The following is a 24,653-nucleotide window of genomic DNA, read 5'->3' as shown; positions in this document are numbered from 1 at the left end:
TCCGTCCGGGTTTACCAGCGGCGCTCGAAGCGGCGGCGCAGAAGGATGGCCAGCACGTTCATAGCGACGAGGAAGATGAGCAGGATGATGATCGCCCCGGAGGAGCGTTCGATGAAAGCCGGGTCGGCGCGCTGTGCCCAGCCATAGACCTGCACCGGCAGGGCGGTCGCGGGGTCAAGCACACCGGCGACCGAGGCAGCCGGGTAGTTGTCGACAAAGGCGACCATGCCGATCAGCAGCAGGGGCGCGGTTTCGCCCAGGGCCGAAGCCAGGCCCAGGATGGTGCCCGTCAGGATGCCCGGCATGGCCAGCGGCAGAACGTGGTGGAACACCGTCTGCATCTTGGATGCGCCGATCCCCAGCGCCGCGTCACGGATCGACGGCGGCACGGCCTTGATGCTGGCGCGGGTGGCGATGATGATCGTGGGCAGGGTCATCAGGCTGAGAACCAGTGCACCAACCAGCGATGAAGACTGCGGCATGCCGGCAAAGTTGATGAAGATCGCTAGACCAAGGATACCGAACACGATTGACGGCACGGCAGCAAGGTTGGAAATGTTCACCTCGATCGCATCCGTCCAGGTGTTCTTTGGCGCGAATTCCTCAAGATAGATCGAAGCGGCAACACCGATCGGCACGCAGGTGATCAACACCAGCAGCATCATGTAGGCCGACCCCATGATGGCCACGCCCAGACCCGCAGCTTCGGGCCGCTGATCCGACGCATCGGGGCTGGTGATGAAATCCCAGTTGAAAGATGACCCGAGGATGCCCGCATCGCGCAGCGCATCGGCGAGTTGCAACTGTTGCGGCGTGACATTGCTGTCGCGCTCGGCGGTTTCCATGGTGACGCGGCCCTTGAGATAGCCGTCAATCCGGCCTGTGGCCAGAACGGTGGCGTCAATCGTCGTGCCCACCATCTGCGGGTTGGCCAGAACCGTGGCACGCAGATCACCCGCAGCGTCTTTCGAGATCATGTCCGAGATGTCTTTTTCGGACACGCCTTCAACGGCAATACCGCGCTTTTCAAGCTCGGTCGCAAAGGCGGTCGTCAGCACCCTGCCATAGCCGATGGTTGTCACCCTGGCCATCTCGTCCCGGTTGCGGTTGCCCTCGGGGTCAAGCGTTTCGGCGGTCAGCTCCAGCGGGAACGACAGCTTGGCCTGAAAGAACGCCGAGACACCATCGTTGAGAATGGTCCACAGCATGAAGGCCAGCACAGAGAGGCTCAGCACAATGGCGGCGACGCCATAGAACTTGAAGCGAGCCTCGGAGGCATTGCGCTTTTTCATCAGCGCGGTCTGCGCCAGCAGCGACGATTTCGGGCGCCCGGCCGGAACGGCCATCCCCGATGCGGTTGCGTCGGTCATTCGTACTGCTCCCGGTATTTGCGCACGATCACAAGGGCAAAGATGTTCAGCGCCAGCGTGATGACGAACAGTGTCATCCCCAGTGCAAAGGCAACCAGCGTTTCCGGCGCGGCAAAGTCGGTATCGCCGGTCAGCTGGCCCACGATTTTCACGGTCATCGTCGTCATGGCCTCGAAGGGGTTGAGGCTCAGCTTGGCTGCGGCCCCGGCGCCCATCACCACGATCATGGTTTCACCGATGGCACGGCTGGCGGCCATCAGACAGGGCCGGGCAGGGCTGCGGGCAGCACCACCTGGCGGATGGTTTCCGACTTGGTGGCACCCAGACCCAGCGACCCGTCACGCATCGACTGCGGCACCGAGTTGATGATGTCATCCGACAGCGACGAGATGAACGGGATGTTCAGGATGCCGATCACCAGACCGGCGGTCATGACAGACGAGCCCGAATTGCCCAGCCCCAGCGGTTCGGCAAAGTAGTCACGCAGCAGCGGGCCGACCGTCACCAGAGCGAACAGGCCGAACACAACGGTCGGGATGCCTGCGATGATCTCGATCAGCGGTTTCACCCAGGACCGGGTGCGCTTGCTGGCATATTCCGCCAGATAGATCGCGGCGAACAGACCCACGGGCACCGACACGATCATCGACACCAGGCTGATATACATCGTGCCCCAGATCAGCGGGATGATCCCCAGATCCGACCCGCCGCGGAAGTTGGGCGACCAGGTGAGGCTGAAGAAGAAGTCCTGCCAGGGATACTGGGCAAAGAAATTGAACGTTTCAGTCAGCATCGAATAGACGATGCCCACCGTGGTCAGAATTGCGATGGAAGAGGCTGCAATCAGCAGCCCCAGGACCACGGATTCCACCCGGTTGCGGGCGCGAAAATCCTTGGTGGTCGCCATGACCGCATAGGCCAAACCGCCGATGGCCAGAAGCAGCGCCAACACGCTGCGGCCCATCGTGCCATAGGAGGCCATTACCCGGTAATCCTGCGCGGCGGCCAGCACGGCGGGCGACACATTCGACCCCAGCGCCACGCCGACAGATGCAAGGCGGTCGCGCACGTTGGTAAACTCGGTGCGGATCATGCCCGCTTCCTGCTCGGTCATGGCACCCACGGCCACAGCGGTATCCAGACCACCCGCCACGCGGCGCACATCGGTCATCACCAGTTCCCGCGAGCTGCCATCCGCCACCATTTCGGGCGGAAGCTGCGCGGAAATCCGGCTTTCGATGACCATCGGCTGGATCAGCAGCCACAGCGCCAGCCCGGCCAATGCGGGCAGCAGAACCATGATGGCGCCATGCCATCCATAATAGACCGGAAGGGAATGCAACCCGCGAGGGTTCCCCTGGACCGAGGCCATGGCGCGCTGACGGCAGAGCACATAGCCCGCCACAGCCAGCACGGCGATCACGACTAGCAGCAAAAGAACCGACATCGGCTGTCCCGTCCGCAAGAATGAAAAGAAGTGGGGCGGCACCTTTCGGCACCGCCCCGGCGTTCAGTCAGCTTAGTTCAGCGGACCCATCGGGGTCTCGGCTTCCACCATCGCCTGGGTGGCGGCCAGTTCCGGGTCGGACACCAGGCCATAGGCAGCCAGCGGGCCGTTCGGGCCGGCGATGTCATCCGACATGAAGAAGGTCACATACTCCTTCAGGCCGGGGATCACGCCGATGTGGGCTTTCTTCACGTAGAAGTACAGCGGGCGCGACACGGGGTATTCGCCCGAAGCGATCGACTCGGTCGAGGGAACGACGCCAGCCATCGTTGCAACGCGCAGCTTGTCGGTGTTGTTCTGGTAGAACGACAGGCCGAAGATGCCCAGGGCGTTCTTGTCAGCTTCCAGACGGGCCAGCGTTTCGGTGTAGTCGCCGTCGATGTCGATCGACGTGCCGTCGGTGCGCAGTTCCATGCACAGCTCTTCGGCCTTGTCTTCGTCACCGGCGTTGGCAGCGGCGAAAGCGGCAAACGCGCCCGAATCTTCGCAGCCTTGCAGGATCACTTTCTCGTCGAACACTTCACGGGTGCCGTGCTTGGTGCCGGGCACCAGCGCCAGAATGGTCTGCGCGGGCAGCGAGGCGTTCACGTCAGCCCAGGTCGCGGCGGTGTTGGCAACCAGCGCGCCGTCTTTCAGCACTTGCGCGCCGATGCCGTTGTAAACATCAGCTTGGGTCAGCGCAAAATCCGGGCCGTCAACAGCCGAGGCGAACACGATGCCGTCATAGCCGAAACGCACTTCGATGATCTCGGTCACGCCATTGGCGGTGCACAGGTCGATGTCGGACTGCGAAATGCGCGACGAGGAGTTGGCAACGTCAACGGTGTTTTCGCCCACGCCTTCGCAGAACTTCTTGCGGCCGGCACCCGAACCACCGCCTTCAACCACCGGCGACGGGAAGTCGAAGTTTTCGCCGAAAGCTTCGGCCACGATGGTGGAATAGGGCAGCACGGTGGACGAACCCGTCACCTGAACCTGGTCGCGCGCCATGGCGGTGCCGGCAGAGACGGCAGCAATTGCCAGCGTCGAGACGGTCATCTTGATATAGGACATGTGGATCTCCCTTTTCGTATCCATTCAGCACGCCAGTCAGCGGCCTCGGCGTCTGGTTACGCGCCGGACACAACGCTTATGTAATAGTTTTGTAACAGTTCTATGAAAATGGCCGATTTGTGGCAGAGGACGCAGCTACCCTTGCCGCCCGCCAAGACCGGCTTTCACCGTGAATTGGTGACAAAGCACAGCAAAAACATGGCAAATCCGGTGATTTTCTGCCGTGGCTGTTCCTTGGCTGCCGGAAGCTGGGCAAAAGCGACCTGCTGCGCTGCGGCGTAACAAACGGCCTGCAATCGGCAATGCGGATGGTGTGGCCCGTCGGCGATTCTCGGGGCCGTCGCCGCATGCCGCCCCGTGGAAGGCCGCCAGTCAACGCACCGCTATGGTGGGCAGGTTTCAGACCACCAGCGCAATGGCCCGCCGCGTGGCGACCGCCGCCGCCTTGGGATGGCGTATCAGCAGGATTGCGGGGTTGCCCAGCACCGCCTCGGCCACCCGCGCCACCAGATTGGCCAGCGTGCAGCGCAGCACCGCCTCGCGCGATGTGCTGGCCGAGCCGACCACCTCGACTGCCAGCGCCGGGTCATGGCCTGCGGCCAGCATCTGCGCCACCAGCAGCGGCAGCCGGTGCATGGCCATATACAGCGCCAGCGTGGTGCCGGGGGTCAGCAGCGCGGCAAGCTCCGGGTCGGGATCGCCGGGTTTGCAGGTGGCGGTGGCGATGACCAGCCGGTCGGTCGCGCCCCGTTCGGTCAGCGGCCGCCCCAGCGCCGCCGCAGCGGCCGAGGCGGCGGTGATGCCCGGCACGATCTCTACCGCGATGCCGACGCTCCGGGCGGCGTCGAGTTCCTCACAGGCGCGGCCAAAAATCGACGGATCGCCCGATTTCAGCCGCACCACCCGGCGGCCCTGCAAGGCGGCAGCGACGATCACGGCATTGATGCGGTCTTGCGGCCAGGAATGCGCGCCCACTTCCTTGCCCACGAACACATGCTCGGCCTGCGGGGCGAGGCTCAGCACCTCGGGGTCTACCAGCCTGTCGTAAAACACCACATCCGCCGCCGCCAGCCGCGCCACCGCGCGCAGCGTCAGCAGGTCACGCGCGCCCGGCCCCGCCCCTACCAAAGCGATGGAGCCCGGGCTGCGATCGGCAAAAGGGGCGTGTTTCATGGCTTACTCCGCAGCAAGGGGCGGGGCGTGGCGGGCGATTAGCGCGCGCAACTCGGGGCGGCAGGAGCCGCAGTTGGTGCCCGCGCGCAGCGCTTTGCCAAGCGCGTCAACCGAGGTCACGTGCTGGCCCGCAATGGCATGGATGATCTGGTTGACCCCCACATCGAAACAGGCGCAGACAGTGGCCCCGTTGTCGGGGCGGCCCGCGCCGGGGCGGCCTGACAGAACCTCCCGCGCGCTATCCTGCCCCACCAGCCCCGCCACATGGGCACGCGACAGGGCCACGGGTTCGGGCGACACGAACAGCGCAGCCAACACCCGGGCCCCGTCACAAAATGCGATGCGCGCGATGCCCCGCGCCCGGTCGATCACGTGCAACGCTGTTGCGTCAGGCAGGGTAAACAACATGCGCGCCATCGTCTCCCAATCCTCGGGCATGGTCAGGCCCGCAAGTTCGGCGCGCATGCCCTGCTGGGTGCGGGCCACGGCCCAAAAGTCGACCTCGGGACGGAACGCGCTGGCAGAGACTGCAAACCCGTGCCAGCGCGCGGCAAAGGGGGCCACCCGCACCGCCGCCGCCTTGCTTTCCGGCTGCCCCGATACCGGGTCAACAACTGATGCCACCAGCGCATCGACCCGGCCCGTGGGTGCGGTCTCACCAGTCCAGTGCATCGGGGCAAACACCTCGCCCGGCTTCACCCGGTCGGTGACAAGCACGCGCAGCACGGCGCGGCCCTGCGGGCTGGTCACTTCGGCCAGACCGGCGGGGGCGAGGCCAAGGCGCATCGCATCGTCGGGGTGAATCTCCAGAAACGGTTCGGCCAGATGCGCCGACAGGCGCGGCGAAAGCCCGGTGCGCGTCAGCGTATGCCAGTGATCCCGCACGCGGCCCGTGTTCAGGCGGAACGGGTAGTCCGGCGACAGCGCGGCCTTTGGCGCTTGCGGCGTGACGGGCAGCATGCGGGCCTTGCCATCGGGGGTGTGGAACCGCCCGTCACCGAAAAAGCGGCCCCCCTGACGGGCGGGCGCATCGGGCCACAAAAAAGGCTGCATCGCGGCATAGCCATCGGCCCCCTGCTCCGCGCGGTTGGAAATGTCGAAATCGCTGCCAAGCGTGCCCGCCACGCCCGACAGCGCCGCATATTCGGCAAACACCTCGGCAGGCGACGCCCAGGCAAAGGCCGCGCCCCAGCCCATCCGCGCCGCCACATCTGCCAAGATCCGCCAGTCATGCCGCGCCTGCCCTGCGGGCGCGCGCAAGGCCCGCTGGCGGCTGATGCGGCGTTCCGAGTTTGTCACCGTGCCATCCTTTTCCGCCCAGCCGGTCGCGGGCAGCAGCACATGCGCCAGCCGCGTCGTGTCGGTCTCGGCGATCATGTCCGACACCACCACGAAATCGCAGCCCCTGATCGCCGCCGCCACACGGTCGGCATCGGGCATCGACACGGCGGGGTTGGTGCAGATGATCCACAACGCCTTGATGCGGCCCTCCTCGACCGCGCGGAACATGTCCACCGCTTTCAGACCGGGGGCCGTGGGCATCGCAGGCGAGCCCCAGAACCCCTGCACGGCATCCCGGTGCGCAGGATTGTCCAGTTCCAGATGGCAAGCCAGCATGTTGGCCAGCCCGCCCACCTCGCGCCCGCCCATGGCATTGGGCTGCCCTGTGACGGAAAACGGCCCCATGCCGGGACGGCCGATGCGGCCCGTGGCAAGGTGACAGTTGATTATGGCATTCACCTTGTCGGTGCCACTGGCCGACTGGTTGATGCCCTGGCTGTAGACGGTGACAACCTTTTCGGTGCCGATCCACAGGTCGCAGAAGGCACGCAGATCCGCCGGGGCAAGCCCCGTTGCGCCGGGGTCAGAGGCCTGGGCCGCCACCAGCGCCTCGGCAAAACCGCTGACATGGGCGAGGAACCTCCGGTCGACCGCGCCCCGCGCCACTATCTGGGCCAGCAGCGCGTTGAACAGGGCGGCATCTGCCCCGGGGGCCAGCGCCAGATGCAGGTCGGCGATATCGCAGGTCGCGGTGCGGCGCGGGTCAACCACCACCACCTTCATCGCGGGCCGCAGGGTCTTGGCCGCGACCAGCCGCTGATACAGCACCGGGTGGCACCAGGCGAGGTTGGAGCCGACCAGCACCACCAGATCGGCCTGCTCGAAATCCTCATACAAGCCCGGCACGGTATCGCTGCCAAAGGCGCGCTTGTGCCCCGCCACCGAGGACGCCATGCAAAGGCGGCTGTTGGTGTCGATATTGGCAGACCCGATGAAACCCTTCATCAGCTTGTTCGCCACATAGTAATCTTCGGTAAGCAACTGGCCCGAGACATAAAACGCCACCGAATCCGGGCCATGTTCGGCGATGGTCTGGCGGAAGCGGCCTGCCACAAGGTCAAGTGCCTGATCCCACCCCGCCTGAACCCCGTTGATGCGGGGGGTCAGCAAACGCCCCTCCAGCCCCGTAGTCTCACCCAGCGCCGAGCCCTTGGAACAAAGCCGCCCGAAATTCGCCGGATGATCGGGGTCGCCCGCGATGTCAAACCCGCCCCTGCCATCAGCCGTGGCCAGCACACCGCAGCCCACGCCGCAATAGGGGCATGTGGTGCGGATGGTGCCCGTCATCGTCATGCCCCCGATCGTCATGCCCCCGATCGTCACGCCGCCGCCCTCCGCGCCAGCAGCGCCGCATCCAGCAGGATGCGGCCCCCCTCCACCCGCGCGGGATGGGTTGCCACACCTCCTGCATCAGCCCCCTGTGCAAGCCCGGTTGTCAGATCAAACACCCAGTTGTGCAGCGGGCATGTGACCTGCGTGCCATGCACGATGCCTTCCGACAAAGGCCCGCCCTTGTGGGGGCAGCGGTCATCCATCGCAAACACCCGGTCATCCGCAGTGCGAAACACCGCCACACAGCCATGGGCCGTTTTCACCACCCGCGCGCCCTGTGCGGGAATGTCAGCCAAAGCCCCGATATCCAGCCAGTTCATTCCGCAGCCTCCAGCGTCAGATCGGCGAGCATGCCCCAGTTCGGGCGCTCGGATGGTTTCGCGTGTTCCGCCCAGGGGTCTTTGCGGTAGACGGATTGCGAGACTTCGAACCGTTCGACCAGTGCGGCGCGGGTGGCCAGATCATCCACCACCTGCGTCTTCACCCAGTCGAGGCCCACCTTGGCCACCCATTTCCACGGCCGGTCCAGATAGCGGGCGGATTCGCGGTAAAGCTGCACGAAGGCGGTGATGATCGCGATACACTCCGCCTCAGACGCCGTGGCGGCCAGAAACTCGGTTTCCTTCACCTCCATCCCCGCCGCACCCGCCACGGAAATCTGATAGCCACTGTCCACGCAGATCACGCCCACATCCTTGCAGGTCGCCTCGGCGCAGTTGCGCGGGCAGCCGGAGACGCCCATTTTCACCTTGTGCGGCGTCCACGACCCCCACAGGTGCTTTTCCAGCTTTACCCCCAGCCCGGTGGAATCCTGCGTGCCAAAGCGGCAGAATTCGGTGCCGACACAGGTTTTCACCGTGCGCAGACCCTTGGAATAGGCGTGGCCCGACACCATCCCGGCTTCGTTCAGATCGGCCCACATCGCGGGCAGATCCTCTTTCCGCACGCCCAGCAGGTCGATGCGCTGGCCACCCGTCACCTTGACCATCGGCACGTTGTATTTGTCGGCGGCATCGGCAATCGCGCGCAGCTCATTCGGCGTGGTCAGCCCGCCCCACATGCGCGGCACGACGGAATAGGTGCCGTCCTTCTGGATGTTGGCGTGGTTGCGTTCGTTCACGAAACGGCTCTGCCGGTCGTCGCGGTATTCCAGCGGCCAGTCGGCCAAGAGGTAATAGTTCAGCGCCGGGCGGCAGGAATGGCAGCCGCCCGCCGTTTTCCAGCCCAGTTCCTGCATCACGGCGGGAATGGATTTCAGCGCCTTGCTGCGGATCAACCGGCGCACATCCTCATGCGTGTGATCGCAGCATTTGCACATCGGCTGGGCTGCGGACTTGGCGAAAGCATCGCCCAGCGTGACCGCCATCACCTGTTCCACCAGCCCGGTGCAAGACCCGCAGGAGGATGACGCCTTGGTCAGCGCACGCACAGCATCCAGCGTGACGGCACCGCTACTGATCGCGGTGACTATCTTGCCCTTGCAGACGCCGTTGCAGCCACAGATTTCCGCCTCAGGCGGCAAGGCTGCAACGGCCGCCATAGGGTTTACCGAGGCCCCCCCTTGGTAGGCCGGGCCGAATATCAGCGTCTCGCGCATGTCGGTGATGTCGGTGGCGTCCTTGATCAGGCCAAAGAACCATTGCCCGTCCGCCGTATCGCCATACAGCACCGCGCCGATCAGGCGGTTGTCTTTCAGCACCAACCGTTTGTAGACCCCGCGTGCCGGATCGCGGAACACGATATCCTCGCGGTCGGGCGCATCGGCGAAATCGCCCGCACTGAACAGATCGCAGCCCGTGACCTTCAGCTTGGTCGCCGTCTGCACCGGGCGGAAGGCGGCAGGGTTGGCCAGCAGCGTGGCGGCCACCACCCTGGCCTGATCGTAGAGCGGGGCCACAAGGCCGAACAATTGCTTGTCATGCTCCACACATTCACCGACAGCCAGAATGTCGGGGTCGGATGTCACCATCTGGTCGGTCACGACAATTCCGCGCCCCACCTCCAGATGCGCATCATTGGCCAGCCGGGTTTCCGGGCGGATGCCCACGGCCATCACCACAATGTCGGCGCCGTAAACCGTGCCATCCTCCAGCAGCACCGCCTCGGCGCGGTCTGTGCCAAGAATGGCCTTGGTCGCCCCCTTGCAATGGATGGTGATGCCCTTCGCCTCCAGCGCCTTTTGCAGCAAGTATCCTGCGGCCGGGTCAAGCTGGCGCTCCATCGGATGCCCCATGAGGTGAATGACCACCACCTCCATCCCGCGCAGGGCAAGGCCTGCCGCCGCCTCCAGCCCCAGCAACCCGCCGCCGATGACCACGGCCCTGGCACCGGGCCGGGCCGCCGCGATCATGGCATTGGTATCGTCAAGGTCGCGGTAGGTGACAACGCCGGGCAGCTTGTGCCCCGGCACCGGGATGATGAAGGGCGCAGATCCGGTGGCGATCAGCAGCTTGTCATATGGCACGCCACCCGCGTTGGAATAGACGATCCTGCGCTCGCGGTCGATCTTCACCACAGGCTCGCCAAAGCGGCAATCGACATTGTGCGCGGCATACCAGGCATCATCATGCGTGACGATCTGGGCATAGGATTTTTCACCCGACAGCACGGGCGACAGCATGATGCGGTTGTAGTTGCCCCGCGCCTCACCGTTGAACAGCGTAACCTCGAAGGCCCCCGGCGCATCTTCAAACAGATGCTCCAGCACCCGGCCCGAGGCCATGCCGGCCCCGATCACGACAAGTCTTTGCGACATCACGCGGCCTCCTTGGCATCAGGCTTTTTTGGTGCGGGGGCAGGTTTGGCCCCATGTTCGTATTCGGTCAGGAAATCCAGCACCTGCTGGCGGTAGCCGTAGTAATCAGGATCCTCCAGCAGGGCCTTGCGGGTGCGGGGGCGCGGCAGGCCCACGTCAACGATTTTGCCGATGGTGGCGCGCGGCCCGTTGGTCATCATCACCACGCGGTCGGCCAGAAGGATGGCCTCGTCCACATCATGCGTCACGCAGATGGCCGTCACCTTGGTGCGGCTCCACACCTCCATCAGCACCTCTTGCAGCTCCCACCGCGTCAGGCTGTCGAGCATGCCGAAGGGTTCATCCAGCAGCAAAAGTTTCGGCGAAAGGGCAAAGGCGCGGGCGATGCCGACCCGCTGGCGCATGCCGTTCGACATGTCGGCGGCTTGGCGGTCCATCGCATCGGCCAGGCCGACACGTTCAAGGTAGTATTCCACCACCTCTTGCCGCTCAGCCTGGCTGGCCTTGGGGTAAACCTTGTCCACCCCGATGGCCACATTCTCTTTCGCGGTCAGCCAGGGGAACAGGTTGGGCGACTGGAACACCACGGCGCGTTCGGGGTCGGCACCTTCGACATGCAACCCGTCCAGCTTGATCGCGCCTTTCGAGATGCCGTTCAGCCCCGCTGCCATGGTCAGCACCGTGGATTTGCCGCAGCCGGAATGGCCGATGATCGAGACGAACTCGCCCTTCTTCAGCGTCAGGTTGAAATCCTCCACCACGGTCAGCGGGCCTTTGGGCGTGGGATAGATCTTGTGCAGCTGCGAGAAATGCAGGTAGCGGTCATCGGTGAAACTTTCCGCCGCTTTCGCATAGGCGCGCGGCATGGCGTGCAGCGGTGTGACCTGCGGCAGCAGGCGGCTGCCATCGGCTTTCGCAGAAATGCCGATGTCCATCAGCGTCTTGGTCACATCGGCGCGCAGGCGTTTGAAGGTGGCGTCGTGGTTCATCGCCCCCCGGTCGCGCGGGCGGGGCAAAGTCACCGCATATTCCGCGCCCAGCGTGCCATCGGGGTTCAGTGTCACGATCCGGTCGGCCAGCAGCAACGCCTCGTCTACGTCATTGGTGATCAGCACGACGGTGCGGCGGTCAGCCTCCCATATCGCCTCGATCTCGTCGGCCAGATTGGCGCGGGTCAGCGCGTCCAGCGCCGACAAAGGCTCGTCCAGCAGCAGCACCTCGGGCGTCATCGCCAATGCACGGGCCACCGAAACCCGCTGCCGCATGCCGCCCGAAAGCTCGGCCGGACGGCGTTCGGCGGCATGCGACAGGCCCACCATGCCGATGTATTTCGCAACCATCGCGGCGCGTGCGGCCTTTGGTTTGTCGCGGTGCACGGCATCCACCGCCAGCGCCACATTGCCAGCCACGGTCAGCCACGGCATCAGCGAATAGGACTGGAACACCACGCCACGCTCCGGCCCCGGGCCGGTCACGGCTGCGCCCTTGAAACGCACCGTTCCCGCATCGGGCAGGGCCAGCCCGGCCATCAGGTTTATCAGCGTGGTCTTGCCGGTGCCCGAAAAGCCCAGGATCGCCAGAAACTCGCCGTCGCGCACCGACAGGTTGATGTTGCGCAGCACCGCGTTCCGCTCTGCTCCGGTGCCATGGCCCTTGAAGACGCCTGAAAGTTCAAGAATGGGGGTCATGGCCATCACCGGTTGTTCGAGAAGGTGAACAGCGATTGCAGCGCGAACATCACACGGTCCAGGATGAAACCGATGATGCCGATGGTCAGCACCGCCACCATGATCTTGGCCAGCGATTGCGAACTGCCGTTCTGGAATTCATCCCAGACGAATTTTCCAAGCCCGGGGTTCTGCGCCAGCATTTCAGCGGCGATCAGCACCATCCAGCCCACGCCCAGCGAAAGCCGCAGCCCGGTAAAGATCAGCGGCAACGCCGAAGGCAGCACCAGCTTGGTGATCTTGGCATAGGTGCCCATTTTCAACACCTTCGACACATTGACCAGATCCTTGTCGATGCTGGCCACACCCAGCGCGGTGTTGATCAACGTGGGCCACAGCGAACACAGCGTCACCGTGATGGCCGACACGAGGAAGGATTTGGAAAACAGCCCGTCGTTGGTGGCATAGACCGCCGACACGATCATGGTGACGATGGGCAGCCAGGCCAGCGGCGACACGGGTTTGAAAATCTGCACCAAGGGGTTGATGGCGGCATTGGCCGTGGGCGACAGGCCGGTGAGGATGCCCACCGGAACCGCGATGGTCGTGGCGATCAGAAAGCCGAAGAACACGGTCTGGATCGAGGTCCAGATCTGCTGATAATACGTGGGCTTGCCGGTGTAATCGCGCAGCTTCACCTTGTCGGCCTGCCCTTCGGCGATCAGTTGCGCGTTGCGCTCGTCCTGCCGGGCGTAAAATTCGTCTTCCTTCACGCCCTCGGCCACCGCATCGGCATGCAGCACCAGCACCTGTTCCCACACCTGCGCAGGCCCCGGCACGGCCCCCAGCGAGGTTTGCACCCGGGGGGCCAGTACGCCCCACAGCAGCAGGAAAACCCCGATGGCCAGCAAGGGCACCCCCAGCAGCCGCCAGATGTCCTTCATCTGCGCGCGCGGGTTGTCCCCCGCCAGCGCCTTGAGGATCGGCGTGACCCAGGGCAGGCCCAGCACGCGCAGCCAACCGTCAAGCCTGTTGATGCGGGCAAAGATGCGGCTGCGGCGGGCGTCGCGCGCAAGGGTGTTTGTATCGATGGCGGTCATGGCTGTCTCCTGTCTGTGGGCGCGGTGGGCGAGTGCAGGGTCAGCCCTGCACCTCGCCGCCGACAACCGTCTGTGCGCCTTTCAGACCGATGGGCAGGCTTTCAAGGTAAGCGTTGGGGGCACGCCCGTCATAGGTCACACCGTCGATGAACTCGGCGGTGGGCGCGCGGTAGCCGTCACTGTCCCAGGGGAAATCGGCCTCGTTCGCCAGCCCTTCGTCCACCAGCAGCCGTGCGGCCTTCAGATAGACGGCGGGCATATAGACCTCGGCGGCCCTTTCAGCGAACCATGCGTCGGTCTGCGGTTCGGCGATCTGGCCCCAGCGGCGCATCTGCGTCAGATACCATACGGCATCCGACTGAAACGGATAGGTCGCGTTGTAGCGGAAGAACACGTTGAAATCGGGGGCGGGGCGAGTATCGCCCTTTTCAAATTCAAAGGTGCCGGTCATGGAATTGGCGATCACCGCCGCATCCGCGCCCACATATTCCGGGCGGCTGAGAATCTCCACCGCTTCGGCGCGGTTGGCGTTGTCGCCCTCGTCCAGCCACATCGCGGCGCGGATCAGCGCCTTGGTCAGCGCCAGCGTGGTCTGCGGGTTTTCCTGAACAAAGGCCGCCGTCAGGCCGAACACCTTTTCCGGGTTGTTCTTCCAGATATCCGCATCGGTGATTACCGGCACGCCGATGCCCTTTTGCACCGCCGCCTGGTTCCACGGCTCACCCACCGAATAGCCGTCAATCGTGCCGGCCTCCAGCGTCGCTGGCATCTGCGGCGGCGGCGTAACGGAAATCAGCACATCGCCCGCAATCTGGCCCGACACGTCATCGGGCGAGTAATAGCCGGGGTTGATGCCGCCAGCCGCCAGCCAGTAACGCAGTTCGTAATTGTGGGTGGAGACGGGGAACACCATGCCCAGGTTGAAGGGCTTGCCATCGGCGGCATAGCTTTCCAGCACCGGCTTCAGCGCGGCGGCGGAAATCGGGTGCTGCGGCTTGCCGTCTGCGCCCATGGGCACGGCGGGTTTCATCAGCTCCCACACCGCATTCGACACGGTGATCGCGTTGCCGTTCAGGTCCATGGAAAACGGCGTCACCAGTTTCGCGCTGGTGCCATAGCCGATGCTGGCGGCAATAGGCTGCCCCGCCAGCATATGCGCGCCGTCCAGTTGCCCGGAGATCACGCCATCCAGCAGCACCTTCCAGTTGGCCTGCGGCTCCAGCGTCACATAAAGCCCCTCATCCTCGAAAAACCCCTTTTCCTTGGCAATCGCCAGCGGGGCCATGTCGGTAAGCTTGATGAAACCCAGGGTCAGTTCGTCCTTTTCCACATCCAGCATTTCGGCCAAGGCCGGGCTGGTCAGCATCGTGGTGGCGGCAAGCAGGGTCATAAGGCGGTGCATGTGATGTTCCCGTGGCTGGCGCAGCGTGGCGCGGAAAATGAAAAAGCCGCCGACCAAAGCCGCATTCCTGCGCGGCGATGGTCGAGCGGCTTTGCCCGTGCCCCGATCACCGGGGCGAATTTCGTTGCGAACCATCGTTGGCCCGCATTTCTTGACTAAAGCGGGCTGGCCGGGGCGCTGCAACCACGCTGATCGGTGGCGCGGCAAGAATTTCTGCAACGCAGAATTTCTGCACAAAAAAACATCAGCCCGCAGGCATCGGATCAAAAATCCGCCCGTCAAAGAACCGGTTGCGCTGCAACACCAGCTTGCCGCGATTCGAGGCGGCAGGCGTCGGCACCTCTGATGCGCCTTCCAGCTTTTCCGATGCGGCGGGCAGTTCCGCCCCCGCCGGGCCAAGATGCTGGCGATACAGATCAGACCGGAACGTGGCCTTGGCCGCCGCGATAGCCTGCGGCACATCCAGCCCGAAGCGCCCGGCCAGCCGCGCGCCGATCCAGGCCGCCTGGCTGCGCCAAGGGAAATTCGCTGCCCCCGCGTGATATTCCAGAAACTGCGGCACATGCAGTTCGGCACCGCGCGCCGCCGTGATCAGCAAACCGCTCAGCGCGCGGTCAATCACCTCGGCCTCCAGATCCAGATAGTCCGACCGCGCCAGCATTTCCGAGGCCGTCAGCCGGTTGGCCGGATCGCCCAGCCAGCGCGCGGTGCGCCACAACGCCCGCATCAGGCGGCCCGCGAGTTCCGGTTCTGCCTCGGCCCAGCCCGCACGGGTTGCCAGCACCTTTTCGGGCGCCTGACTCCAGATCGCGGAACCCGGCAGCAGCAGCGCCGCACCCGCGCGCTCCACCGCATCCGACCCCCAGGGTTCGCCCACGCAAAAGGCATCAATCTCACCCGCCGCCAGCGCCTTGGCCATATGCGGCGGCGGCACGGTATGGATGGTCAGCCCCTGCGGCTGCATCCCATCCAGCCAATAGTGGATCAGCTCGGCATGCATGGAAAACGGAAACGGCACCCCGATGCGCAGCCCCTGCCCTGCCGCCAGCAACGCCTGCCCCGCCGCCTGCGCGTCCGTGAAATCAAACCCGTGCCCTGCGGCCTGCATGCGCCCGGCCAGTGCGGGTGACACCGCCACCACCTGCCCGTTCAGGCTAAGCACCATCAGCGCCTCCAGCCCCGCCATGGCCCCGCCCAGCCCCAGCGCCGTGGCCACCGGCACCACCGACAGCATATGCGCCGCGTCCACCTGCCCGAACACCAGCATGTCGCGCAGCATCGACCAGCTGGCCGCCCGGCGCAGATCCAGCGTCAACCGCTCCTCATCGGCAAAGCCCATTTCCTGCGCCACGATCAGCGGCGCGGCGTCGACCAGCGGAATGAAGCCCACGGGCAGCACATGACGGTTCATCGCAGCAGCTCCGCCGCCGTGACCAGCGCCTGAGCGATATCGGCGATGCGGCGGCCCTGATCCATCGCGGTCTTGCGCAGCAGAGCATAGGCCTCTTCCTCGCCGATGCCGCGCGCGCGCATCAACAGGCCCTTGGCGCGGTCGATCACCTTGCGCTCTTCCAGCGCGGCCTTGGTGGCGGCCAGTTCGGTGCGCATCTTCTGGAACATGTGGAACCGGGCAATGGCGGCATCCAGAATGGGCTTTATGCGGTCGCCGCGCAGCCCATCGACCACATAGGCCGAGACTCCTGCCTCGATGGCCGCCCGGGTCAGCCCGGCATCCGAGCGGTCCACAAACATCGCCACCGGCCGTTCCAGCGGGCCAGAGGCCAGCGCCAGTTCCTCCAGCACATCGCGCGAGGGGCTGGCGATATCGACCAGCACCAGATCGGGGCGGCGTTCGGCAATGCGCCGCGCCAGCCCGGTATCTTCGGCAATCACGAACACCTCGGTCGCGCCCGCCTCGCGCAGCGCGGCGATGATCAACTGCGCGCGCTCACGGTCCTTTTCGACAACGACGATGGACAGGGGTTCGGGCATCGGCACCTCGCTGGAGTGCTTTTGGCTAGGCCGGGACGGGGGCCAGGGCAAGCAAGGGCGCGGCCTGACGGCCCGAAAATCACCCTTCACCCCGGCAGATGCCGCATTATCAGGCAGATCACCCCGCCGCCCGCAGCACACTCACCAGATCATCCACTGACAACGGCACCGGGTTGCCTTTCATCGAGGATGATGCCTGTGCGGCCTCGGCCACCGCCCGGTGCTGCGCCGCATCCAGCCCCAGCGCCGTCAACCGGGGCAGGCCCGCATCCGCCGCCCAGTCCGCCAGCGCCGCCGCGCCATCACTTGCCCCAAACTCTTGCCGCAGCAGCGCCAGCACCTCGGCCAACCGCACAGCCGCCACGCTGCCCGGCACGGCCCTCGCGGCGTTCATCGCCAGCACCGGGGCCAGCAACACGCCACAGACCGCGCCATGCGCCGCACCTGTCACCCCGCCGATCACCCCCGCCAGCCCATGCACCGCGCCCAAGCCCGCATTGGCCAGCGCCATGCCGCCCGTCAGGCTGACCTGCGCCAACGCATCCCTCGCCGTGCTGTCCTCGCCCTGCATCAGCCGCCGCAACGCCGCCAACCCCTGCGCAATGGCTGGCCGCGTGACCGCGTCGGTAAAGGGCGTGGCCCGGCACGACACATAGGGTTCAATGACCTGTGTGATGGCATCCAGCCCCGAGGCCAGCGTGACCCCGCGCGGGCAGCCATCGGTCAGCGCCGGATCGACAATGGCAACCCGCGCCAGCATCCGGTCATCGCGCAGGCTGACCTTGCGGCCCGGCACACCGATGACGGCGTTCTTCGTCGCCTCGGCCCCGGTCCCGGCCGTGGTGGGCAGCGCGCAGAACGGCAAGGGAGCCACGACCAGCGGCAGCCCGCGCCCCACCACCTCCAGATGGTCCATCGGCCCGCCCGGCGCGGGGATCAGCGCGGCTAACGCCTTGGCCATGTCCAGCACCGCGCCACCGCCAAGACCCACCACCACCTGCGGCTCGAACCCGCGCGTGTGATAAATGGCCTCCTCCAGCATCGCCAGATCAGGCTCACCCGCGCAAGGCAGGCGCTGTATCTCGACCCCCTGCCCCGCCAGCGCATCCACCAGCCAGTCAGCCCGCGCGAATTGCGCGCCATGCACCACCAGCACCCGTTCGCCAAAGGCCCGGATCAGCGCCGGGGCGCGTGCCGCCTCGCCGCGCCCAAACAGGATGCGGCCCGGCAATGTGATCGCATAGGGCGTCACAGCGTCATCGTCGCCTGCACGGCGCGACCCCAGCGGGCGTATTTCGCCTGCCGGGTCGCCTCGTCCATCCCCGGTTCGAACCGACGCTCCAGCGCCCAGTCGCGCGCAAATTCCTCCGGCCCGGGGCAGATGCCCGCCTGCATGCCCGCCAGCCAAGCGGCCCCCAGCGCGGTGGTTTCCGTCACCACGGGCCGATCCACGGGTGCGCCGATGATGTCGGACAGAAACTGCATCGCCCAGTCGCTGGCACTCATGCCACCGTCCACCCGCAGAACGCCATCCGCCGCCGCACCCCAATCCGCCTTCATCGCCTCCAGCAGGTCGCGCGTCTGGTAGCCCACGCTTTCCAGTGCCGCCCGAGCCAGTTCCGCAGGCCCCGAATTGCGCGTCAGCCCATAGATCGCCCCCCGGCAATCGGGCCGCCAATAAGGCGCCCCCAACCCGGTAAAGGCCGGCACCAGCACCACCTCCTGCGCGGGGTCGGCGGCATCGGCCAGGGGCTGCGTCTCCTTCGCTTCGCGGATGATCTTCAGCCCATCGCGCAGCCATTGCACCACCGCGCCCGCGATGAAGATCGAGCCTTCCAGCGCATAGGTGGGTTTGCCGTTCAACTGATAGGCAATCGTCGTCAGCAAGCGGCTTTTGGAGGCCACCATCTGATCGCCGGTGTTCAGCAGCGCGAAACACCCCGTGCCATAGGTTGATTTCATCATGCCGGGGCTGAAACAGGCCTGCCCCACCGTCGCCGCCTGCTGGTCGCCCGCCACCCCGGCGATCGGTATCTCGCGCCCGAACAGATCGGCCCGCGTCACGCCAAAGTCGGCAGCGCAATCCTTCACCTCGGGCAGCATGGCCATGGGCACGCCCAGCAGGTCGCAGATGCCCGCATCCCAACGCCCCTCGCGGATGTTGTATAGCATGGTGCGCGCCGCATTGGTGGCATCGGTCGCATGCACCCGCCCGCCGGTCAGCTTCCAGATCAGGAAACTGTCCACCGTGCCGAACAGCAGTTCCCCCGCCTCGGCCCGCGCCCGGGCACCATCCACGTGATCCAGCAACCATTTCAGCTTTGTCCCCGAAAAATACGGGTCCAGCAGCAGGCCGGTCTTTGCCGTGATCTCCGCCTCAAGCCCCGCGTCCTTCAACGCGGCACAGGTATCGGCGGTGCGCCGGTCCTGCCAGACAATCGCATTGTGGATCGGCTGGCCGGTCGCGCGGTCCCACACCAATGTGGTTTCGCGCTGGTTGGTGATGCCGATGGCCGCCAGATCGCGCGCATCGACTCCCGCCTTTTCCAGCACCGCCCGCGCCGTGCCCGCCACGGTGGACCACAGATCCGACGGATCATGTTCCACCCAGCCGGGGCGCGGGTAAATCTGCGGAAACTCTTCCTGCGCCACGGCCACCACACGCAAATCCGTGTCGAACAGGATCGCGCGCGATGAAGTGGTCCCCTGGTCAATGGCAAGGATATGGGTCGGCATCGAACAGTCCCCCGCAGCGCCCCGCCGCCACCGCGGAAAGGCCATGTCACACCGGCAGGGCAAGAGCCCTGCACATTTTCTGTCTTTAAATATCCCCGCCGGAGGCCTCAACCGTCACCACAGGCGCAACGGCACGCGACATCCCCCGGCAGCGCCGCCCGAGCGGGGCTCGATGCCCCCGAGGGCGGCTCCCCCGCGGCTGGCGTCGAGGCCTCCGGCGGGGATACTTGAAGACAGAAAATGCAGAAAAGGCGGGCGGGGCATCACACCCCGCCCGCCCCTGTTCAGATCAGTTCCAGGATTTGATCAGCTCGTCATAGCTGATCGTCTCGCCCTGGGGCTTTTCGTTTTCCAGTTTCGCCACCGGCGCGCCGGGGGCATCCAGCCAGATCTGCGGATCTTGCGGTTCGTTCATCTTCGGGCCGATGTCGCCCTGGACGCCGGCACGCTCTATGCGCTCCATCACCTTTTCCTGCTCTTCGCACAGGGCATCCAGCGCCTCTTGCGGGGTCTTGTCACCCGACATGGCGTCGCCGATGTTCTGCCACCACAGCTGTGCCAGTTTCGGATAGTCCGGCACGTTGGTGCCAGTGGGCGACCATTGCACGCGGGCGGGAGAGCGGTAGAATTCCACCAGACCGCCGAGTTTCGGCGCGCGCTCGGTGAAGCTTTCGTGGTCGATCGTCGACTCGCGGATGAAGGTCAGCCCGACATGCGATTTCTTCACATCCACGGTTTTGGACACCACGAACTGCGCATAAAGCCATGCGGCCTGCGCGCGGTCCACCGGGGTGGATTTCATCAGTGTCCACGATCCGGCGTCCTGATAGCCAACCTTGGTGCCCTCTTTCCAATAGGCACCGTGGGGCGAAGGGGCCATGCGCCATTTCGGCGTGCCGTCGTCGTTCATCACCGGCAGGCCTTCCTTGACCATGTCGGCGGTGAAGGCGGTATACCAGAACATCTGCTGGGCGATCTGGCCTTGCGCGGGGACTGGCCCCGCCTCGCCAAAGGTCATGCCCTGCGCCTCTGGCGGAGTATACTTCTGCAACCAGTCAATCGCCTTGGTCACGGCATAGACCGCCGCCGCATCGTTGGTGGCACCGCCACGTGCTACGCAAGACCCGACAGGGCGCGAGTTCTCGTCAACCCGGATACCCCATTCATCAACCGGCACACCGTTGGGCTCACCCACATCGCCCATGCCGGCCATCGACATCCACGCATCGGTGTAGCGCCAGCCAAGCGACGGGTCTTTCTTGCCGTAGTCCATGTTGCCCCAGGCCGAGGCCGGGCCACCGGCATAGGTCATGTCGCGGCCGGTGAAGAATTCGGCGATGTCCTCATAGGCGGACCAGTTCAGCGGAACGCCCAGATCGTAGCCATATTTGGCCTTGAAATCTTCCTGGGTTTTCGCGTCGTTGAACCAGTCATAGCGGAACCAGTAAAGGTTGGCGAACTGCTGGGTCGGCAGCTGATACAGCTTGCCATCCGGCGCGGTGGTGAAGGACGTGCCGATGAAGTCGGCGATATCAAGGTTCGGGTTGGTGACAGCCGCGCCTTCGCCGGCCATCCAGTCATCAAGGATACGGACCTGCTGATAGCGCCAATGGGTGCCGATCAGGTCGGAATCGTTGATATAGGCGTCATAGATGTTCTCGCCCGACTGCATCTGCGTCTGCAGCTTTTCCACCACATCGCCTTCGCCGATCAGATCATGGGTGATCTTGATCCCGGTGATGGCGGTGAAGGCCGGGGCCAGCACCTTGGATTCGTATTCGTGGGTGGTGATGGTTTCCGAGACCACCTTGATCTCCATGCCCGCATAGGGCGCGGCGGCGTCGATGAACCATTGCATTTCCGCTTCCTGCGCGGCGCGGTCAAGGCTCGACAGTTCACCGATTTCGGCGTCGAGAAAGGCTTTCGCCGCCTCGATATCCGCCCAGGCCGGGATGCCTGTGGCCGCCAGCGCAAGCGCCATGGCGGTGGTTGCGTAACGAAGTCTCATTGTTGTCTCCTCCCAGAGATGTTGGACTTTTCGTCAGACTTGCCGATCTAGACCCAGCGGAACACCGCTGCGGCATAGACCAGACAACAGATCAGCGCCCCCCAGAGGGGAGAGCCGAAGGCGGCGAGCCAGGCCAGACAGATGAAAGCCGAGCCCAGAAGGGTGATGAACAGCCGGTCGCCCCGGGTGGTTTCAATGCGCAGCACGCCGACGCGGGGGGTTTCGGGAAACCGGATGGCCAGAATGGTGAACAGGATCAAGAGGCTGCCGATGACATAGAAGAACAGCAGCACCGGGAATGTCCAGGCCATCCAGCCGCCGGGGATCAGCGGTGCCACCCAGTCGATCCCGTCTTCGGTGCGGGGCACGACGGTCAGGATCAACCCAAGGATTGCCAGCAGCGCAAGGCCAGTGATGGCATAGACAGTGGACCAGCGGGTTGCGGTCATCACACCCTCCCCAGGGCAAAGCCCTTGGCGATGTAGTTGCGGACAAAGTAGATCACCAGCGCACCCGGCACGATGGTCAGCACCCCGGCGGCGGCAAGCACGCCCCAGTCCATGCCGGAGGCCGAAACGGTGCGGGTCATGGTGGCGGCGATGGGTTTGGCATGGGTTGCGGTGAGGGTGCGTGACAAGAGCAGTTCCACCCAGGAAAACATGAAGCAGAAAAAGGCGGCAACGCCCACACCCGAGGCGATCAGCGGCAGGAAGATCTTCACGAAAAAGCGTGGAAAGGAATAGCCGTCGATATAGGCCGTCTCGTCGATTTCCTTGGGCACGCCGCGCATGAAACCTTCAAGAATCCACACCGCCAGAGGCACGTTGAACAGGCAATGCGCCAGCGCCACGGCGATGTGCGTGTCGAACAGCCCGACCGAGGAATAAAGCTGAAAGAACGGCAGCGCGAACACGGCGGGCGGTGCCATGCGGTTGGTCAGGAGCCAGAAGAACAGATGCTTGTCGCCCATGAAGCGGTAGCGCGAGAACGCATAGGCCGCAGGCAGCGCCACCGTCAGCGAAATGACCACGTTCATCGACACATAGATCATCGAGTTGATATAGCCGTTATACCAGCTCGGATCGGTCAGGATGGTGACGTAATTGGCGAAGGTCAGGTCATTGGGAAACAGTGAAAAGGTGGAGGTGATCTCGGTGTTCGTCTTCAGGCTCATGTTCACCAGCCAGTAGATCGGCACCAGCAGAAACAGCAGGTAAAGCCCCATGACGATGGCGGAACCCTTGATGCGCATCATACACCGTCCCGTTTATCAAGGTTGGTCATCACGGTGTAGAACACCCAGGAAATCAGCAGGATCACCAGGAAGTAGATCAGGCTGAACGCGGCGGCGGGGCCAAGGTCGAACTGGCCAATGGCCTGTTTCACCAGGTCGATCGACAGGAAGGTGGTGGCATTGCCCGGCCCGCCGCCCGTGACCACGAAAGGCTCGGTATAGATCATGAAACTGTCCATGAACCGCAGCAGGATGGCGATCAGCAGCACGCCCTGCATCTTTGGCAGCTCGATATAGCGAAACACCGCCAGCCGCCCGGCCTGATCAATCTTGGCCGCCTGATAATAGGCCTCGGGGATGGATTGCAGACCGGCGTAGGACAGCAGGGCGACAAGGCTGGTCCAATGCCAGACATCCATGATGATGACGGTGGCCCAGGCATCGAAGACGTCATTGGTGTAGTTGTAGTCCACGCCCATGGCCGCCAGCGTATGCCCCAGCAGGCCGATATCCACCCGCCCGAAAATCTGCCAGATCGTGCCCACCACGTTGAAGGGGATCAGCAGCGGCAGCGCCATCAGCACCAGACAGAATGACGCCCAGAAGCCCTTCTTCGGCATGTTCAGCGCCACGAAAATACCCAGCGGCACCTCGATGGCCAGAATGATGCCGGTGAACAGGATCTGACGGCCAAGCGCATCCTTGATGCGGTCTGAGTCCAGCACATCCTCGAACCATTCAAGGCCCGCCCAGAAAAACTCGTTGTTGCCGAACGTGTCTTGCAGGCTGTAGTTCACCACCGTCATCAGCGGGATCACCGCCGAAAACGCCACCAGCGCCAGCACGGGCAGCACCAGAAACCACGCCTTGTTGTTCTGCGTCTTGTCCATCAGGCGACCTTCCGGGTGGCGGTTGCAGGCGTCACGCGCCAGTCGTCGGCGTAAACGCTGATACGGTCGGGGGCGAAGGCGGCATGCGTCAGGTCGGTGCCAATGGGCTGCCCCTCGGGCGCGATGATGTTCAGCGGTTTGCCCCCCGCCTCGGCCCGGATGATGCGGTGGCGGCCCACGTCCTCCACCCGCAGGATGCGCACCGGCACGCCCTGCCCCGCCGTCAGCGTGACAAACTCGGGCCGGATGCCGATCTGGGTGCGGCCCTTGATTGGCCCGTAGGCCGCACCCAGCGCGACCTGCACACCGAGGAGGGCGGCGTGCGATCCGGCGATATCGGCATCGAACAGGTTCATCCCCGGCGAGCCGATGAAATAACCCACGAATGTATGCGCGGGCGTGTCGAACAGATCCTGCGGGGTGCCCATTTGCACCACGCGGCCGTCATACATCACCACCACCTTGTCGGCGAAGGTCAGCGCCTCGGTCTGGTCATGGGTCACGTAGATCATCGTGTGGCGGAATTCGCGGTGCAACTGTTTCAGCTGGGTGCGGAGTTCCCATTTCATGTGCGGGTCGATCACCGTCAGCGGTTCGTCGAACAGGATGGCATTCACATCCTCGCGCACCATGCCGCGGCCAAGGCTGATCTTCTGCTTGGCATCGGCGGTCAGGCCCCGCGCCTTGTGGTTCAGCCGCGCCTCCATCCCGATCATGGCGGCGATATGATCGACCCGCGCCTTGACATAGGCCGCATCCTTGCCCCGGTTGCGCAGGGGGAAGGCCAGATTGTCGCGCACCGTCATCGTGTCGTAGACCACGGGAAACTGGAACACCTGCGCAATGTTGCGCTCGGCCGTGGGGGCATCGGTCATATCGGTCGCGCCAAACAGCACCCGGCCATGGCTGGGCCGCACAAGGCCGGAAATGATGTTCAAAAGCGTGGTCTTGCCGCAGCCCGAAGACCCCAGCAACGCATAGGCCCCGCCGTCATCCCAGACGTGATCCATCTCTTTCAGCGCGAATTCGGATTCCGATTTCGGGTTGGGAAAGTAGCTGTGGGCGAGTTTGGAAAGGGTGATCTGTGCCATGG

General features: G+C 64.7%; 18 protein-coding genes and 1 pseudogene. All 19 read right to left on the bottom strand.

Features of this window, described 5'->3' with window-relative positions; genetic code table 11:
- Positions 1 to 11 precede the first annotated feature (11 nt).
- Positions 12 to 1,370, bottom strand: coding sequence for a phosphate ABC transporter permease PstA (gene pstA, locus GEU84_RS15100; RefSeq protein ID WP_152827644.1), 1,359 nt, complete (start codon positions 1,368 to 1,370; stop codon positions 12 to 14).
- Positions 1,367 to 2,817 (bottom strand): annotated as a pseudogene (pstC, locus tag GEU84_RS15095) (phosphate ABC transporter permease subunit PstC). Before pstC ends, pstA begins: the two are co-directional and overlap by 4 nt.
- Positions 2,818 to 2,889: 72 nt before the next feature.
- Positions 2,890 to 3,930 (bottom strand): substrate-binding domain-containing protein, encoded by a 1,041-nt coding sequence (locus GEU84_RS15090; protein ID WP_152827646.1) that lies wholly within the window; start codon positions 3,928 to 3,930, stop codon positions 2,890 to 2,892.
- A gap of 399 nt (positions 3,931 to 4,329) precedes the next feature.
- On the bottom strand, positions 4,330 to 5,103 hold the full coding sequence (cobA, locus tag GEU84_RS15085; RefSeq protein ID WP_152827648.1) for a uroporphyrinogen-III C-methyltransferase: 774 nt from the start codon (positions 5,101 to 5,103) through the stop codon (positions 4,330 to 4,332).
- Between the two features lie 3 nt (positions 5,104 to 5,106).
- Entirely contained in the window at positions 5,107 to 7,737 is a 2,631-nt protein-coding gene (locus tag GEU84_RS15080) for a nitrate reductase (RefSeq protein WP_152827802.1), read from the bottom strand.
- 26 nt (positions 7,738 to 7,763) lie between these two features.
- A complete protein-coding gene (nirD, locus tag GEU84_RS15075; RefSeq protein WP_152827650.1) occupies positions 7,764 to 8,096 on the bottom strand; it encodes a nitrite reductase small subunit NirD in 333 nt (110 codons plus the stop codon).
- A complete protein-coding gene (nirB, locus tag GEU84_RS15070; protein ID WP_152827652.1) occupies positions 8,093 to 10,531 on the bottom strand; it encodes a nitrite reductase large subunit NirB in 2,439 nt (812 codons plus the stop codon). Before nirB ends, nirD begins: the two co-directional genes overlap by 4 nt.
- Positions 10,531 to 12,219, bottom strand: a complete 1,689-nt coding sequence (locus tag GEU84_RS15065; protein ID WP_152827654.1) for an ABC transporter ATP-binding protein — start codon at positions 12,217 to 12,219, stop codon at positions 10,531 to 10,533. The genes nirB and GEU84_RS15065 overlap by 1 nt, the downstream gene beginning before the upstream one ends.
- A gap of 5 nt (positions 12,220 to 12,224) precedes the next feature.
- Positions 12,225 to 13,298 carry an ABC transporter permease gene (locus tag GEU84_RS15060; protein WP_152827656.1) on the bottom strand — a complete coding sequence of 358 codons (1,074 nt, stop codon included), beginning with the start codon at positions 13,296 to 13,298 and terminating at the stop codon, positions 12,225 to 12,227.
- Positions 13,299 to 13,338: 40 nt separating this feature from the next.
- The gene (locus tag GEU84_RS15055; RefSeq protein ID WP_152827658.1) at positions 13,339 to 14,700 is read right to left on the bottom strand and encodes a CmpA/NrtA family ABC transporter substrate-binding protein; all 1,362 of its coding nucleotides are present in this window, start codon (positions 14,698 to 14,700) and stop codon (positions 13,339 to 13,341) included.
- A gap of 244 nt (positions 14,701 to 14,944) precedes the next feature.
- Positions 14,945 to 16,111 carry an ABC transporter substrate-binding protein gene (locus tag GEU84_RS15050; protein WP_152827660.1) on the bottom strand — a complete coding sequence of 389 codons (1,167 nt, stop codon included), beginning with the start codon at positions 16,109 to 16,111 and terminating at the stop codon, positions 14,945 to 14,947.
- Positions 16,108 to 16,692, bottom strand: coding sequence for an ANTAR domain-containing response regulator (locus GEU84_RS15045; RefSeq protein ID WP_152827662.1), 585 nt, complete (start codon positions 16,690 to 16,692; stop codon positions 16,108 to 16,110). Before GEU84_RS15045 ends, GEU84_RS15050 begins: the two co-directional genes overlap by 4 nt.
- Before the next feature lie 118 nt (positions 16,693 to 16,810).
- Complete coding sequence (locus GEU84_RS15040) at positions 16,811 to 17,944, bottom strand: iron-containing alcohol dehydrogenase (RefSeq protein WP_174539908.1); 1,134 nt, start codon at positions 17,942 to 17,944, stop codon at positions 16,811 to 16,813.
- The gene (glpK, locus tag GEU84_RS15035) at positions 17,941 to 19,428 is read right to left on the bottom strand and encodes a glycerol kinase GlpK (RefSeq protein WP_152827664.1); all 1,488 of its coding nucleotides are present in this window, start codon (positions 19,426 to 19,428) and stop codon (positions 17,941 to 17,943) included. The genes GEU84_RS15040 and glpK overlap by 4 nt, the downstream gene beginning before the upstream one ends.
- 289 nt (positions 19,429 to 19,717) lie before the next feature.
- On the bottom strand, positions 19,718 to 21,436 hold the full coding sequence (locus tag GEU84_RS15030; RefSeq protein WP_152827666.1) for an ABC transporter substrate-binding protein: 1,719 nt from the start codon (positions 21,434 to 21,436) through the stop codon (positions 19,718 to 19,720).
- A 47-nt stretch (positions 21,437 to 21,483) separates the two neighbouring features.
- Positions 21,484 to 21,885 carry a DUF2160 domain-containing protein gene (locus tag GEU84_RS15025; protein ID WP_152827668.1) on the bottom strand — a complete coding sequence of 134 codons (402 nt, stop codon included), beginning with the start codon at positions 21,883 to 21,885 and terminating at the stop codon, positions 21,484 to 21,486.
- The gene (locus tag GEU84_RS15020) at positions 21,885 to 22,688 is read right to left on the bottom strand and encodes a carbohydrate ABC transporter permease (protein WP_152827807.1); all 804 of its coding nucleotides are present in this window, start codon (positions 22,686 to 22,688) and stop codon (positions 21,885 to 21,887) included. The genes GEU84_RS15025 and GEU84_RS15020 overlap by 1 nt, the downstream gene beginning before the upstream one ends.
- The gene (locus GEU84_RS15015) at positions 22,688 to 23,560 is read right to left on the bottom strand and encodes a carbohydrate ABC transporter permease (protein WP_152827670.1); all 873 of its coding nucleotides are present in this window, start codon (positions 23,558 to 23,560) and stop codon (positions 22,688 to 22,690) included. Before GEU84_RS15015 ends, GEU84_RS15020 begins: the two co-directional genes overlap by 1 nt.
- Positions 23,560 to 24,651: an ABC transporter ATP-binding protein gene (locus GEU84_RS15010; protein ID WP_152827672.1), complete on the bottom strand. Its 1,092-nt coding sequence runs from the start codon at positions 24,649 to 24,651 to the stop codon at positions 23,560 to 23,562. The genes GEU84_RS15015 and GEU84_RS15010 overlap by 1 nt, the downstream gene beginning before the upstream one ends.
- Between the last annotated feature and the right edge of the window lie 2 nt (positions 24,652 to 24,653).

Origin of the sequence: Fertoeibacter niger (genome assembly GCF_009380135.2) — a bacterium.
Taxonomy (GTDB): Bacteria; Pseudomonadota; Alphaproteobacteria; order Rhodobacterales; family Rhodobacteraceae; genus Fertoeibacter; species Fertoeibacter niger.
Note: the sequence above shows the minus strand (reverse complement) of the source record. Positions and strands in the feature narration are given on the sequence as shown.

Excerpts from the sequence above, each read along its gene's own strand:
- pstA (WP_152827644.1), bottom strand. The coding sequence starts at position 1,370 with ATGACCGACGCAACCGCATCGGGGATGGCCGTTCCGGCCGGGCGCCCG.
- GEU84_RS15090 (WP_152827646.1), bottom strand. The coding sequence starts at position 3,930 with ATGTCCTATATCAAGATGACCGTCTCGACGCTGGCAATTGCTGCCGTC.
- cobA (WP_152827648.1), bottom strand. The coding sequence starts at position 5,103 with ATGAAACACGCCCCTTTTGCCGATCGCAGCCCGGGCTCCATCGCTTTG.
- GEU84_RS15080 (WP_152827802.1), bottom strand. The coding sequence starts at position 7,737 with ATGACGATGACGGGCACCATCCGCACCACATGCCCCTATTGCGGCGTG.
- nirD (WP_152827650.1), bottom strand. The coding sequence starts at position 8,096 with ATGAACTGGCTGGATATCGGGGCTTTGGCTGACATTCCCGCACAGGGC.
- nirB (WP_152827652.1), bottom strand. The coding sequence starts at position 10,531 with ATGTCGCAAAGACTTGTCGTGATCGGGGCCGGCATGGCCTCGGGCCGG.
- GEU84_RS15065 (WP_152827654.1), bottom strand. The coding sequence starts at position 12,219 with ATGACCCCCATTCTTGAACTTTCAGGCGTCTTCAAGGGCCATGGCACC.
- GEU84_RS15060 (WP_152827656.1), bottom strand. The coding sequence starts at position 13,298 with ATGACCGCCATCGATACAAACACCCTTGCGCGCGACGCCCGCCGCAGC.
- GEU84_RS15055 (WP_152827658.1), bottom strand. The coding sequence starts at position 14,700 with ATGCACCGCCTTATGACCCTGCTTGCCGCCACCACGATGCTGACCAGC.
- GEU84_RS15050 (WP_152827660.1), bottom strand. The coding sequence starts at position 16,111 with ATGAACCGTCATGTGCTGCCCGTGGGCTTCATTCCGCTGGTCGACGCC.
- GEU84_RS15045 (WP_152827662.1), bottom strand. The coding sequence starts at position 16,692 with ATGCCCGAACCCCTGTCCATCGTCGTTGTCGAAAAGGACCGTGAGCGC.
- glpK (WP_152827664.1), bottom strand. The coding sequence starts at position 19,428 with ATGCCGACCCATATCCTTGCCATTGACCAGGGGACCACTTCATCGCGC.
- GEU84_RS15030 (WP_152827666.1), bottom strand. The coding sequence starts at position 21,436 with ATGAGACTTCGTTACGCAACCACCGCCATGGCGCTTGCGCTGGCGGCC.
- GEU84_RS15025 (WP_152827668.1), bottom strand. The coding sequence starts at position 21,885 with ATGACCGCAACCCGCTGGTCCACTGTCTATGCCATCACTGGCCTTGCG.
- GEU84_RS15020 (WP_152827807.1), bottom strand. The coding sequence starts at position 22,688 with ATGCGCATCAAGGGTTCCGCCATCGTCATGGGGCTTTACCTGCTGTTT.
- GEU84_RS15015 (WP_152827670.1), bottom strand. The coding sequence starts at position 23,560 with ATGGACAAGACGCAGAACAACAAGGCGTGGTTTCTGGTGCTGCCCGTG.
- GEU84_RS15010 (WP_152827672.1), bottom strand. The coding sequence starts at position 24,651 with ATGGCACAGATCACCCTTTCCAAACTCGCCCACAGCTACTTTCCCAAC.